The sequence below is a fragment of the Rhodopseudomonas sp. P2A-2r genome (genome assembly GCF_026015985.1).
GTDB lineage: Bacteria > Pseudomonadota > Alphaproteobacteria > Rhizobiales > Xanthobacteraceae > Tardiphaga.
Window position 1 is genome coordinate 3,949,637 of the sequence record NZ_CP110389.1, and the last position, 12,989, is coordinate 3,962,625.

General features: G+C 63.9%; 11 protein-coding genes and 3 pseudogenes. 7 read left to right on the plus strand and 7 right to left on the minus strand.

Going from position 1 to position 12,989, the window contains the following annotated elements:
- Positions 1-67 precede the first annotated feature (67 nt).
- A complete protein-coding gene (locus ONR75_RS19100) occupies positions 68-472 on the minus strand; it encodes a DUF2306 domain-containing protein (RefSeq protein ID WP_265078644.1) in 405 nt (134 codons plus the stop codon).
- Between the two features lie 267 nt (positions 473-739).
- Entirely contained in the window at positions 740-1,252 is a 513-nt protein-coding gene (locus ONR75_RS19105; RefSeq protein ID WP_265078645.1) for a single-stranded DNA-binding protein, read from the minus strand.
- Positions 1,253-1,692: 440 nt separating this feature from the next.
- Between ONR75_RS19105 and ONR75_RS19110 the strand changes: the two genes are divergently transcribed.
- The 3 genes and pseudogenes from ONR75_RS19110 to ONR75_RS19120 form a co-directional block, all read left to right on the plus strand.
- Complete coding sequence (locus tag ONR75_RS19110) at positions 1,693-2,439, plus strand: outer membrane protein (RefSeq protein WP_265078646.1); 747 nt, start codon at positions 1,693-1,695, stop codon at positions 2,437-2,439.
- Between the two features lie 261 nt (positions 2,440-2,700).
- Positions 2,701-5,680: pseudogene (gene uvrA / locus ONR75_RS19115) on the plus strand (excinuclease ABC subunit UvrA).
- A 15-nt stretch (positions 5,681-5,695) separates the two neighbouring features.
- A pseudogene (locus ONR75_RS19120) lies at positions 5,696-6,388 on the plus strand (potassium channel family protein); the annotation flags it as partial.
- Positions 6,389-6,392: 4 nt separating this feature from the next.
- Here ONR75_RS19120 and ONR75_RS19125 read toward each other — a convergent pair.
- Entirely contained in the window at positions 6,393-6,530 is a 138-nt protein-coding gene (locus ONR75_RS19125) for a hypothetical protein (protein ID WP_265078647.1), read from the minus strand.
- 158 nt (positions 6,531-6,688) lie between these two features.
- Here ONR75_RS19125 and ONR75_RS19130 point away from each other — a divergent pair, with 158 nt between their 5' ends.
- Positions 6,689-7,213, plus strand: a complete 525-nt coding sequence (locus ONR75_RS19130) for a DUF3828 domain-containing protein (protein ID WP_265078648.1) — start codon at positions 6,689-6,691, stop codon at positions 7,211-7,213.
- An 8-nt stretch (positions 7,214-7,221) separates the two neighbouring features.
- Positions 7,222-7,494: a GNAT family N-acetyltransferase gene (locus ONR75_RS19135; RefSeq protein WP_265078649.1), complete on the plus strand. Its 273-nt coding sequence runs from the start codon at positions 7,222-7,224 to the stop codon at positions 7,492-7,494.
- A gap of 126 nt (positions 7,495-7,620) precedes the next feature.
- On the opposite strand, the gene ONR75_RS19140 is transcribed toward ONR75_RS19135, so the two are convergent.
- From ONR75_RS19140 to ONR75_RS19150, 3 genes and pseudogenes are all read right to left on the minus strand, one after another.
- Positions 7,621-8,412 (minus strand): fumarylacetoacetate hydrolase family protein, encoded by a 792-nt coding sequence (locus tag ONR75_RS19140; RefSeq protein ID WP_265078650.1) that lies wholly within the window; start codon positions 8,410-8,412, stop codon positions 7,621-7,623.
- A gap of 40 nt (positions 8,413-8,452) precedes the next feature.
- Positions 8,453-9,214, minus strand: a complete 762-nt coding sequence (locus ONR75_RS19145) for a molybdate ABC transporter substrate-binding protein (protein WP_265078651.1) — start codon at positions 9,212-9,214, stop codon at positions 8,453-8,455.
- Between the two features lie 143 nt (positions 9,215-9,357).
- Positions 9,358-9,749 (minus strand): annotated as a pseudogene (locus ONR75_RS19150) (DUF3597 domain-containing protein).
- A gap of 390 nt (positions 9,750-10,139) precedes the next feature.
- Here ONR75_RS19150 and ONR75_RS19155 point away from each other — a divergent pair.
- Both ONR75_RS19155 and ONR75_RS19160 read left to right on the plus strand, forming a co-directional pair.
- Entirely contained in the window at positions 10,140-11,045 is a 906-nt protein-coding gene (locus tag ONR75_RS19155) for a DUF2189 domain-containing protein (RefSeq protein WP_265078652.1), read from the plus strand.
- A gap of 186 nt (positions 11,046-11,231) precedes the next feature.
- Positions 11,232-12,050 (plus strand): lytic murein transglycosylase, encoded by an 819-nt coding sequence (locus tag ONR75_RS19160; protein WP_265078653.1) that lies wholly within the window; start codon positions 11,232-11,234, stop codon positions 12,048-12,050.
- Between the two features lie 56 nt (positions 12,051-12,106).
- Here ONR75_RS19160 and ONR75_RS19165 read toward each other — a convergent pair whose 3' ends face one another.
- Positions 12,107-12,367 (minus strand): hypothetical protein, encoded by a 261-nt coding sequence (locus tag ONR75_RS19165; protein WP_265078654.1) that lies wholly within the window; start codon positions 12,365-12,367, stop codon positions 12,107-12,109.
- Between the last annotated feature and the right edge of the window lie 622 nt (positions 12,368-12,989).

The window sequence follows — 12,989 nt, forward strand, 5'->3', positions numbered from 1 at the left end:
GAGGCTATCGGGCCTTGCAGCGGGTCCCGCGATCGGCCATGCCGCGACGGGCGAATCCGCGCCGGCGCTATGGTCCGAACATCGCCGTATGCATGATCCGGCCCGGGACCAGCGTGAACAGGCCGGCGATGACCAGGGCGCCGGTGAAGATCGAGATCATGATGATAGAGTGCGCCCTGACCTGGTGCTGCCGGGCGCGGACCACCGCCAGCACCAGCATCAACGGGGCAAAAATCGAAAGCAGGTGGATCGGACTCCAGCTCCGCCACAGGCGGAAACTGTGGCCATGGATCCAGAACGAGCTGATCGCCACGGTGGCCATCAGCGCCACCCAGACCCAGCCCAACGTGCGATGCGGCAGCGTGCCCTTGGGCGCGACGAGCTGGACCACCCCGAGCACGAACGCGGCCATCGCCGCCAGTGCGTGCAGCGGGATGGGCGTGGCAGCATCGAGCAACGGCTGGAGCGACATGACAGGCACCTGAACGGGCTCGAACGAATGTAAACATCTTTTACATCAATCTTTCCATTGTCAAGTTCATCGCATGTAGGCCGCTGCCGAGGTGCAGTCGGCGGGCTCGCGGCGCGGCGGCGCACTCTGGGACTGAGCGCATCCGTGAACCGTGAGAGTGCTGAGACGGCACGACTCCGGATTATCATCCGGGATTGTCATCCCGCTTAAAAAAACGCCGGCGTCCGAGGACGCCGGCGTGCCGGAAGATGCTCTAAGACGCGCGCCTCAGAACGGAATGTCGTCATCCATGTCGCTGCTGCGGCCGCCCCCCGACGAGGCGGCCACTGCGGCACGGCGCGGCGGAGCGCTCGACGGGCTGCTCGCGCCGAAGTCGCCGCCCATGTCGCCGCCGTAGTTGTCGCCACCGCCGGCCCCCGCACCGCCGCCCTTGCCGTCCAGCATGGTCAGCGTCGAATTGAAGCCCTGCAGCACGATCTCGGTGGAGTACTTCTCTACGCCCTGCGGATCGGTCCACTTGCGGGTCTGCAGCGCGCCTTCGATGTAAACCTTGGCGCCCTTCTTGAGATATTGCTCAGCCACCTTGGCGAGGCCCTCGCTGAAGATCACCACGCGATGCCACTCGGTCTTTTCCTTGCGCTCGCCGGTCGCCTTGTCGCGCCAGGTGTCGGAGGTCGCAACGGTGAGGTTCACGACCGGATTGCCGTTCTGCATCCGCCGAACCTCGGGATCCTTGCCGAGATTACCGACCAAAATCACCTTGTTCACGCTTCCCGCCATCGCCGTTCTCCTGCACTCGAAACTCAAATTGCTGATTGGATATCCGCCGGACCGTCAGGCCCCCGCGCGATCGCCATTTTTCCGACCCTATACGGTCCGGGCTTCGTCAGGCCGCCGATCACGACTTATCCACGGGATCATCAGTAGCATGTTCCATTTTTGTTCTCAAGACTGCCGGCGTCCGAGCCCGGGCGGCGGCCTCGTCCGCTGCGCTGTGGCCTGCAGCGCACAACCGCTCGGTTGCTGCCGCGGGCGGGCGGTAAATCAATACTTTCGTAAACAGAACAATAATTTACGGTGCTTCGCAGATCGCAGACGACTGTTGCTTTTGGGTGACGGACTTTTTTGCAACCTCGCGTATATTTACGGCATGGAATCGGCAGCGACAGCGCTGCACCTGGCCGCTTCGGTTGGAAGCGCATGTACTGAGGGGAAATTCGATGAAAAAGTTTTTGCTCGCTTCGGCAGCTCTCGCCACCCTGGGGATGGCCACGTCCGCTTCCGCCGCTGATCTCGCCGCCCGCCGCTACACCAAGGCGCCGCCGATGATGGTCGCGATGTATGACTGGTCGGGCTTCTATATCGGCGCCAACGCCGGTTACGGCACCAGCCGCAAGTGCTGGGACTCGCTCGGCAGCCTCGCTGCACCGACCCTTGCGGTTTCGGAAGGTTGCCATGACGCATCCGGCGCTGTCGCCGGTGGCCAGATCGGCTACCGCTGGCAGTCGAGCGCCTGGGTGTTCGGTCTGGAAGCGCAGGGCGACTGGGCTGACCTCTCCGGCTCCAACGTCAGCACCGCTTTCCCGGCCTTCACCAACCGTTCGAAGATCCAGGCTCTCGGCCTGTTCACCGGTCAGGTCGGCTACGCCTGGAACAACGCCCTGCTCTACGTGAAGGGCGGCGCCGGCGTTGCTTCCGACAAGTACAACTACTTCCTCAACGGCGCGACCGTGAACACCGGCACCGCTTCGGAAACCCGCTGGGGCGGCACGGTTGGCGTGGGCCTCGAATACGGCTTCACCCCGAACTGGTCGGTCGGCGTCGAATACGACCATATCTTCCTCGGTTCGCGCAACGTGACCTTCACCTCGCCGGCGACCACCTCGGATCGCATCGGTCAGGACGTCGATATGGTCACCGCCCGCATCAACTACCGCTGGGGTGGTCCGGTCGTCGCCAAGTACTGAGCTTCGCAGGCCTTCAAGGCCTTCTGATCTGGAAAAGGCCGGCTGAAAAGCCGGCCTTTTTTATGTGGCCCTTCATCACCATCTGCACGACTGCGCGCCCCCAGGCGGCCGTGCAACAAATCGTTGATGAAGCGCCGGCGGCACTGGAAATCCGCCATCGTTCTTCCTATGTTCTGAAATCAATCAATTGGCGTTCGATCCCGGTCCGCCGGCGATGCGCGCCCGAATGCGGCGCGTCTCGCGCGTCTGGGAATGTCTGTCATGGATGAAGTCATCAAGGCGAAGCGCCAGACCGGTGCCAACCTGCGCTCGATCACCATTCGCGGCGCCCGCGAGCACAATCTCAAGAACGTCGACCTGGAGATCCCGCGCGACAAGCTGGTGGTATTCACCGGCCTGTCGGGCTCCGGCAAGTCGTCGCTCGCCTTCGACACCATCTATGCCGAGGGCCAGCGCCGCTACGTCGAATCGCTGTCGGCCTATGCCCGCCAGTTCCTGGAGATGATGCAGAAGCCGGACGTCGACCAGATCGACGGCCTGTCGCCGGCCATCTCCATCGAGCAGAAGACCACCTCGAAGAACCCGCGCTCCACGGTCGGCACCGTCACCGAGATCTACGACTACATGCGCCTGCTGTGGGCCCGCGTCGGCGTGCCCTACTCGCCGGCCACCGGCCTGCCGATCGAAAGCCAGACCGTCTCCATGATGGTCGATCGCGTGCTGGCGCTGCCGGAAGGCACGCGCCTCTATCTGCTGGCGCCGGTGGTGCGCGGCCGCAAGGGCGAATACCGCAAGGAGATGGCGGAATACCTCAAGAAGGGCTTCCAGCGCGTCAAGATCGACGGCGCCTTCCACGAACTCGCCGAAGCGCCGGTGCTCGACAAAAATTCCCGCACGACATCGACGTGGTGGTCGACCGCATCGTTGTGCGGCCGGACATCGGCCAGCGCCTGGCCGAAAGTTTTGAGACCGCGCTAAAACTCGCCGAAGGCCTCGCGGTCATCGAATACGCCGACGTTCCCGCGGCGCCGGCCGCGCCCCCGCGGCTGAGAAGAAAGCCGACAAGAAGGTTGCAAAAATCCACGACAAGACCGGCGCCGAACGCATCCTGTTCTCGGAAAAATTCGCCTGCCCGGTGTCCGGCTTCACCATTCCGGAAGTCGAGCCGCGGCTGTTCTCGTTCAACAATCCCTATGGCGCCTGCCCGAAATGCGGCGGCCTCGGCATCGAGCAGACCATCGACGCCGAACTGGTGATCCCCGACAAGGAACTGACCTTGCGAAAAGGCGCAATCGCGCCTTGGGCCAAGTCGTCGTCGCCCTATTACATCCAGACGCTCACCGCGCTCGGCAAATTCTACAAGTTCACCCTGGATACCAAGTGGAAGGACCTGCCGAAGAAGACGCAGAACGCCCTCCTCCATGGCTCCGGCGATGACGAGATAAAATTCTCCTACGAGGACGGCGTGCGCGCCTACGACACCAAGAAGCCGTTCGAGGGCGTGGTCACCAATATCGACCGCCGCTTCCGCGAGACCGAGAGCGAGTGGGCGCGCGAGGAGCTCGGCAAGTATTTTTCCGACGTGCCCTGCGATGCCTGCCTCGGCTATCGCCTGAAGCCGGAAGCGCTGTCGGTCAAGATCGGCGGCAAGCATATCGGCGAGGTCTCCGAGATGTCGGTACGATCAGCCGGCGAATGGTTCAAGACCGTGCCGACCATGCTGAACACCCAGCAGAACGAGATCGCCGTCCGCATCCTCAAGGAGATCCGCGAGCGGCTGTCGTTCCTGCTCGACGTCGGCCTCAACTATCTCACTTTGGCGCGCGCCTCCGGCACATTGTCGGGCGGCGAGAGCCAGCGCATCCGGCTGGCGTCGCAGATCGGCTCCGGCCTCACCGGCGTGCTCTATGTGCTGGACGAGCCGTCCATCGGCCTGCACCAACGCGACAACGCCCGGCTGCTCGACACGCTGCGGCGGCTGCGCGACCTCGGCAATACCGTGATCGTGGTCGAGCATGACGAGGATGCGGTGCTGGCGGCGGACTACGTGGTCGACGTCGGCCCCGGCGCCGGCACCCATGGCGGCCACATAGTCGCCCAGGGCACGCCCGCGCAGGTGATGGCCAATCCGAAATCGCTGACCGGCAAATATCTCACCGGCGAACTGTCGGTGCCGGTGCCCGAGCGCCGGCCGCCGAACCATCGCCGTACCATCAAGGTGATCAACGCCCGCGGCAACAATCTCAAGAACGTCTCGGCGGAAATCCCGCTCGGCCTGTTCACCGCGGTGACCGGCGTGTCCGGCGGCGGCAAGTCGACGCTGCTGATCGACACTTTGTACAAGGCGATCGCGCGCAAACTCAACAATGCCAGCGAGGGCGCGGCCCCGCACGACCGCATCGAGGGCCTCGAGCATATCGACAAGATCATCGACATCGACCAGTCGCCGATCGGCCGCACGCCGCGCTCCAATCCAGCGACCTATACCGGCGCCTTCACGCCGATCCGCGAATGGTTCGCCGGCCTGCCGGAATCCAAGGCGCGCGGCTACGAGCCCGGCCGGTTCTCGTTCAACGTCAAGGGCGGCCGCTGCGAGGCCTGCCAGGGCGACGGTGTCATCAAGATCGAGATGCACTTCCTGCCGGACGTCTACGTCACCTGCGACACCTGCAAGGGCAAGCGCTACAACCGCGAAACCCTGGAAGTGCTGTTCAAGAACAAGTCGATCGCCGACGTGCTCGACATGACCGTGGAAGAAGCCGCCGACTTCTTCAAGGCGGTGCCGCGCGTCCGCGAGACATTCAAGACATTGCAGCGCGTCGGCCTCGACTACATTCATGTCGGCCAGCAGGCCACGACTTTGTCCGGCGGCGAGGCGCAGCGCGTCAAGCTGGCCAAGGAGCTGTCCAAGCGCGCCACCGGCCGCACGCTGTACATCCTGGATGAGCCGACCACCGGCCTGCACTTCCACGACGTCGCAAAACTGCTGGAAGTGCTGCACGAGCTGGTGTCGCAGGGCAACACGGTGGTGGTGATCGAGCACAATCTCGAAGTCATCAAGACCGCAGACTGGGTCATCGACCTCGGCCCCGAAGGCGGCGACGGCGGCGGCGAAATTGTCGCCTGGGGCCCGCCCGAAGACATCGTCAAGGCGCCACGGAGCTACACCGGCAAGTTCCTGAAGCCGGTGCTGGAGAAGGCCGGCAAGCCTAAGAAGCGGAAGGTCGAGGCGGCGGAGTGAGACCTAATGGCTTAGATCCTAGCGTTCGATATCGTCACGGTGCTGTTCATCATCGCCACGTCGTTCCTGCCATCGAGCGACCTGTTCGAGGCGCTGGACGTCATGTTTGGCGTGCTGATCCTGGCCGATTTCGCGGCGCGCCTGTTTATCAGCCCGCATCGGCTGCGCGAATTCACGCGGATGGCGACCTGGGCCGACATCGTGGCGATCATTTCGTTTCTGGCGCCGTTTGCCGGCGAGGCCGCCGGGTTCCTGCGCATTCTGCGGACGCTGCGGCTGCTGCGCGATTATCAGATGGTCGAACGGCTGCGCGCCGACAGTGTTTTCTTCCGGCGCAACGAGGAGGTCATCGGCGCCGTGACCAACCTCGCGGTCTTCATTTTCGTGATGACAGCGGTGGTCTACGAGACGCAGAAATTCCACAACGAGCAAATCGCCAACTATGCAGATGCGCTGTATTTCACAGTCACCGCCCTGACAACGACCGGCTTTGGCGACATCACTCTGCCTGGCACGGTGGGCCGGTTGATCAGCGTCGTCATCATGATTTTCGGCGTCACGCTGTTTTTCAATCTCGCCCGTGCCCTGCTGAGTCCGAGCAAGGTACGCTTTCCCTGCCCCGACTGCGGCCTGCAGCGCCACGACAGCGACGCAGTGCACTGCAAGGCCTGCGGCACGGTGCTGAACATTCCCGACGAGGGATCCTAACCTGTCACCGCAGCCCCGTGCCCTTGCAGCGCTGGCAGGTCACCACCTTGTCGCCCTTCTTGAGCAGGCCCTTGCCTTCGCAGTTCTTGCATTTCTGCTTCTTCTTGGTGTTGGGGCCTTTTTGATTGGGCGCGTTCGACATCGTAAAATTCCAATGGATGTTGTGGGCGCGCCCGGTCGGGGCGCGCCGTGAGACGGATGCGCAATACTGAAAATGCTGCGCCGCTATGCATCCTCTTAGCATTAACCGGCCGCCAGTTCCGGTTTATAAGCGTCACACCTGACCGTTTGGAGGATTTGATGCTCGCCCGCCGTGCCTTTGTGGTCGCAGCACTTGCTTTGCTCGCCACGCCCTCAGCCCATGCCGCGCCGGTCGCCAACGATCCGCTGGCGATCGTCAACGCCATCTATGCCCGGGTCACCGCCGGCAAGGGCGACGAAGGCGGCGGCTTCGTCACACTGGAAAAGCCGGCACGGGCCAAATACCTGTCGAAATCGCTGGCAGCGCTGTGGAACAAGGCGGAGGCGCGGACGCCCAAGGGTGAGGTCGGGCCGGTGGATTTCGATCCCGTCACCAATTCGCAAAATCCCGACGTCAAGTCCTTCACCGCGACAGCAGAGAAGCTCGACGCGGCCCTCGCCACCGTCGCCGTGGCGCTCACCAGCTCGAGCGCCCAGGAGCCGCGCAAGCACGCCGAAGACAACACCATCCGCTATGATTTCGTGCGCGACGGCGGGCACTGGAAGATCGACGACATCCGCGGCGCGGTCGACGGCGAAGCATGGTCGGTGCGCCAGTTGCTGACCGATTCTCTCAAGACCTGAAGGCAGACATGACCGACGTCACCGACAACAAGACCAGCCAGCGTTTCGAACTCGCCGTCGAGGGCTCGCTCGCCTTCGCCAATTATCGTCTGGCCGGCGACCGCGTGATCATCCACCACACCGAGACGCCGCCGGCCCTGCGCGGCCGCGGCATCGCCTCAGAGCTGGTCAAGGGCGCGCTGGAGCTGATCCGGGCCGACGGGCACAAGGTGGTCGCCGGGTGTTCATTCGTCGTGGACTATCTCGCGCAGCATCCGGAAGTGGCGGACCTGAAGGGCTGACGAGCGCTTCACGCTGTCATGCCCGGCCTTGTGCCGGGCATCCACGCTCTTCATCACCTCGTGGATGCCCGGGACACGCCCGGCCATGACGGAGCCTCGATGCAGGCGACGCGCTTGTCTCGGATCTCAGACGATCCTGATCGACATGTCCGGCAGCCCCTGCAGCTTGCACAGCAGCACGTCGCCCTTGACCACCGGGCCGACATTCTCCGGGGTGCCGGAATAGATGATGTCGCCGGCCTTCAGCTCGAACGCTTCCGACAGTTTGGCGATCTGCTCGGCGACGCTCCAGATCATCTTGTCCATGTCGGAATTCTGCCGCACCGTGCCGTTCACCGCCAGCGAGATGGCGCCCTTGGTGAAATGCCCGGTCTTGCTGACCGGATGGATCGGCCCGATCACCGCGGCATGGTCAAAACTCTTGCCGATCTCCCATGGCTTCTTCTCGGCCGCTTGGGCGTTCTGCAGATCGCGGCGGGTCATGTCGAGACCGACAGCATAGCCGTAGACGTGGTCCAGCGCCGAGTCGGCGGGAATGTTGGTGCCGCCGGATTTCAGCGCCGCGACCAGCTCGACCTCGTGGTGATAGTTCTTGGTGAGCGACGGATAGGGATGCTCGGCGACCTCGCCGATGCCGACATTCTGGATCGCGTCGGTGGGCTTCTGGAAGAAGAACGGCGGTTCGCGCGTGGGATCGGAGCCGCGCTCGATGGCGTGCGCCGCGTAGTTGCGGCCGATGCAGTAGATCCGGCGCACCGGAAACACCTCGCTCGCGCCGACGATGGGGATGGTGACGGCCGGCACGGCGAACAATGTCTTCGGCGCGGACTGCGCGCGCGCCGGCGCCGTCTGCGCGGCGGCGCCGGCGAGCGCCAGCGCGCCGGTGGTCAGAATCGTCCTGCGGTCGATGTTGTCCATGGCGTTCTCTCCAGTCTTTTGTTTTTGTTGCTCAGTGGTCTTACTTGCCCGGCGCCCGGTCGACCGCTTCCATGCCTTTGGTCGCCATCGCGGCGGCGCCGTCCCTGCCCTGCAGCAGATCGATCAGCGCTTGCCCCGCCGCAGCCTTTGCGGTGCCGGGTGCCAGCGCCGCGGAGTAGACCGTATAGTTCTGGATCTCCAGAGGCAAAGGACCGGCCAGCACGACGCCCTTCACCGGCAGCAATTCGCTGATCTGCTGCACCGCGATGTCGGCCTCACCTGAGACCACGCGCTCGGCGGAGTAGCCACCCTTCACCAGCACCGACTTCTTGCGCACGGCATCGCCGATGCCGAGCCTGTCGATCAGCCCGGCCACATAGATACCGCTGCTGCCGCCCGCGGCCGGATCGATATAGGCCACCGCCCGCGCCGCCAGCAGCGCCTGCTTGAAGCCCTCCACGGTGCCGATATCCGGCTTCGCAGCGCCCTCCTTCACCGCGACGCCGACACCGACGCGGGCGAGATCGACGCCGTCGCCGACCTTGCCGGATTTGCGCAGCTGCGCCAGCGCCGCGGGCGAGGCGAACAGGACGTCAAAGGTCTCGCCGGCCTCGACCCGCTTGACGAGGCCGCCGACCGTATCGGTCTCCCATTGCACGTCGTGCCCCATCGCCTGGAACTGCGGCAGCATGGCCAGCAGCACCTGTTTGAAGGCGCCGGCGGTCAACACCTTCAGCGTCTCGGCCTGCGCCGGCAGCATCAGCCCCCAGGCCAGCGCGATCGCCAGCACGCCACGTCCCATGAATCCCATCCCGCGTCCTTTTCGTTCTGTGCATGGCACCGTCCGGCGAACACCCGGCATTGCCCAATATTCCCTTGTCGAGGCCGGCACAACAAAAGGCCCGCGCGAACGCGGGCCCTGGTCGTCGATCTAAACGCGATCGATCAGTGCTTGATGTCGGCCGGCAGCTTGCCGCCATTGGCGGCCAGCTTGGCCATCATCTGCTTGTGCAGCCAGATGTTCATGCTGGCGGAGTCGTTCATGTCGCCGGTGTAGCCGAGCTCCTTGGCAAGGTCCTTGCGCGCGGTCAGGCTGGAGTCGATGTCGAGCGCCTTCATCAGGTCGACGATCGAGGTCTTCCATTCCAGCTTCTCGCCTTTGGCGGCAACGGCCTTGTCCAGCAGGGCCGCGACGTCGACGGAGTCCATCGGCGCGACAGGTGCTGCGCCTGCGGCCGGGGAGCGCCGGCGGCGGTGCCACCGGGCGTCGATGCGGGCGTGGCGGCAGTGGCGCTGCTGCCGAAAATCGCGCTCATGATCTTGCCGAAAATGCTCATGGTGATGCTCCCTGATGGGTAAATGTCTGGGTAAAAGAGATTGCGCCGCACTTGGTTCCGAGCGTGGTGACAACCGCTCGCCCGGACCTGCGTTTTAGCCGTCTGCCGCCGGCTTGCCAATACATCGCCGCGGTTGCGATGGTCGCAGTCGACCTGCCGGTTATCGCGGCGCTCCCGGCCGCTGTGCAACAATCGTCGCGCAGTCACTGAAGCGTGACGAGCGGCCCGCCATGATCGGCGGTACGCTCCTATGACAGTTCGCGGCAAGACCAGTTCTTTATGACAGTCTCATTGCACTCGCGTCTGGCTTGATCGTGATCGTTTTTCGCAAGCTGCTCCGCGCCATCATTTGGCGTGAAACAGGCGACTGCGCCAAGGGAGACAACGACCATGGCCACACTCTACCCCGGCAATGTCACGCCATTCACCGCCAGCACCGCTGACGCCGCCACCGCCCCGCCCGCCATCCGAACCATCGGCCTCGCGGATCTGCGCGATGCCCTGCGCCTCGGCTGGGAGGACTTCAAGGCGGTGCCCAGTCATGCCGTGATGGTCTGCATCATCTATCCCTTCATCGGACTGGTGATCGCGCGCACCGTGCTCGGCTATTCGATCCTGCCGCTGCTGTTTCCGCTGGCGGCGGGCTTCGCGCTGATCGGACCGTTCGCCGCACTCGGCCTCTACGAACTCAGCCGCCGCCGCGAAACCGGCGAGGAACTGTCCGCCTGGCATGCCACCGAGGTGCTACGCTCGCCATCGTTCGGCGCCATGCTCGGGCTCGGTGCGCTGCTGTTCATCCTGTTCGCGGTGTGGATCGCCAGCGCGCAGGCCATCTACGTCGCAGCCTTCGGCTATACGCCGGCCGCCGAAATCAAGGGCTTCGCCTCGCAGGTACTGACAACCAAAGCCGGTTGGGGGCTGATCGTGGCGGGCTGCGGCGTCGGCTTCCTGTTCGCCGTGGTGGCGCTATGCGTCAGCGTGGTGTCGTTTCCGATGATGCTCGACCGTCATGCCGGTGTCATCGACGCCATGACAACATCGGTGCGTGCCGTCGCACAAAATCCCCTGCCCATGGCCGCCTGGGGCCTGATCGTCGCGGCCTTGCTGGTGCTGGGCTCGCTGCCGTTGTTTCTCGGCCTCGCCGTGGTGATCCCGCTGCTCGGCCACGCCACCTGGCATCTCTATCGCAAGGTGGTCGAGCGCAATCCGACGCCCCCCGTAGTGCCGCCGCGCAACAAGATCCGGCGCTCGGCCGCGGACTTCCCGGTGTCGCTGTTCAAGTGGCGGAATGACTAGGCTCTGAATCAAGGAGCGCTGAATCGCCAGAGATCGGCGCTCCCTAAACTTCTCCCACCAGGCGAAGCATTGTTTGGCTCGGCCGAGCGGGTGCGTCGCAAGAGAAGCCTTGCTTTGGCCGCTGTTCGCCCTGACATTTCGAAGCCGGTCATCTCCAGCCGGCTTCAATTCAGAGCGAGCGTTTGCATGTCTGTCCGCCCATTTGCCCGCGTGCTGCTGTTCAGTGCGCTGCTGCTGTCGACCGCTTCTCCGGCATTGGCGGCATCGGCCTGCGGCAGCGGCAGCTTCGACACCTGGCTGGCCGACGTCAGAACCGAAGCCGCCGCCAAGGGTATCTCGGCGGCTGCCATCGCCGCCGGCCTCAACGGCCTCACGCCCGACGCCAGCGTGCTGTCGCATGACCGCGGACAGCAGGTGTTCAGCCAGAGCTTCGAGCAATTCTCCGGCCGCATGGTGCCACCCCGCCTCACCCGCGGCAGTGACATGCTGAAGCGTTACGGTTCGATGCTGTCGCGCATCGAACAGCAGTACGGCGTGCCCGGCCCGGTGCTGGTGGCGATCTGGGGATTGGAGACCGACTTCGGCGTCAATATCGGCAAGTATCCCACCATCCGGTCGGTGGCGACGCTGGCCTATGACTGCCGGCGCGCCGCGCAGTTCCGTGCAGAGCTGATGGATGCGCTGCGCATCGTCGATCGCGGCGATCTGACGCCTGCCGAAATGCGCGGCGCCTGGGCCGGCGAGATCGGCCAGACCCAGTTCATGCCGTCGTCCTACATCAAATTCGCGGTGGACTTCGACGCCAACGGCAAGCGCGACCTGCTGCGCAGCGCCGCGGACGTTCTGGCCTCGACGGCCAACTATCTCGCCAGCTACGGATGGAAGCGCGGAGAAGGCTGGGAGCCAGGCAGCGCCAACTTCGCGGTCATCCAGCAATGGAACAAGAGCGAGGTCTACGCCAAGACCATCGCTTCTTTCGCGACCCAGCTGTCGCGGATGCCGTAATGCACGATTGAACGATGGGCCGCCGCAGGTACGCGTGCGGCCCCTCGCCCGGTTTGTTATTTCGTCATGCCGGCATGCATGGCGCTGCTGAGATGCCTGCTGCAGGCGCCCATCTTGCCATCGAGCATTGCCGTCTGCGCATCGGTAATTTCCTTGAAGGCGGCCCACTTGGCAGGACCATCAGCCCATCCCTCGACGGTGGTCTCCACCTTTCCGATGTTGGTACCGCTGCAACCTTCCATGCGCGCTGCCGACGCCGGCGCGATGGATAGCACCACTGCGGCCATTGCGGCCGCGCCCAGTAACTTTTTCATCATGTTACTTTTCCCTGTTGCGCAGAGCCGGCATCATTGCCGGAGTCTGCGAGCAAACTGATACGACTGATGCGCGACGGTGGAAAACGGTTGCCGATAAATTCCGTGTGAGCATCGCGTGATGCTGCATGAACTACACTTCGGACGACGGCATAGACATGTACAGACACAAGCTTACGAAACTGCAATGCGCGCGAGCACGCTTCGACCCGTCAGCGCTCGTTAATGATCGATGGGACGGGCATGATTGATCGGGCTTCGTGCACGCGCCTTGCGAACGGGGCCTTCGGCGGGCGGTCTCGAACCGGCTGACCTTGACCGGCAGACCTCGCAGAATCTGCCATCGGTCCACACAACCGGCGGGCGAGCGGCCCGGATGCGCGAGGGTCGCGGGTCGAGTCAGGACATTGCCATCGCGCGAGAGAGAGAGAGAGAGAGAGAGAGAGAGAGAGAGAGAGAGAGAGAGAGAGAGAGACACATCGCCGACTCCCACCCGCGCGTCCAAGCCTCCAAGGCAATGGAACCGGTGGCCATTCAGAATGTCTTAAACGAAATTGAATCTTTGTTCATTTATAAACGTCCTATGCGAATCACGCATGACGGCTTCACGACAAATCTCGAAGAA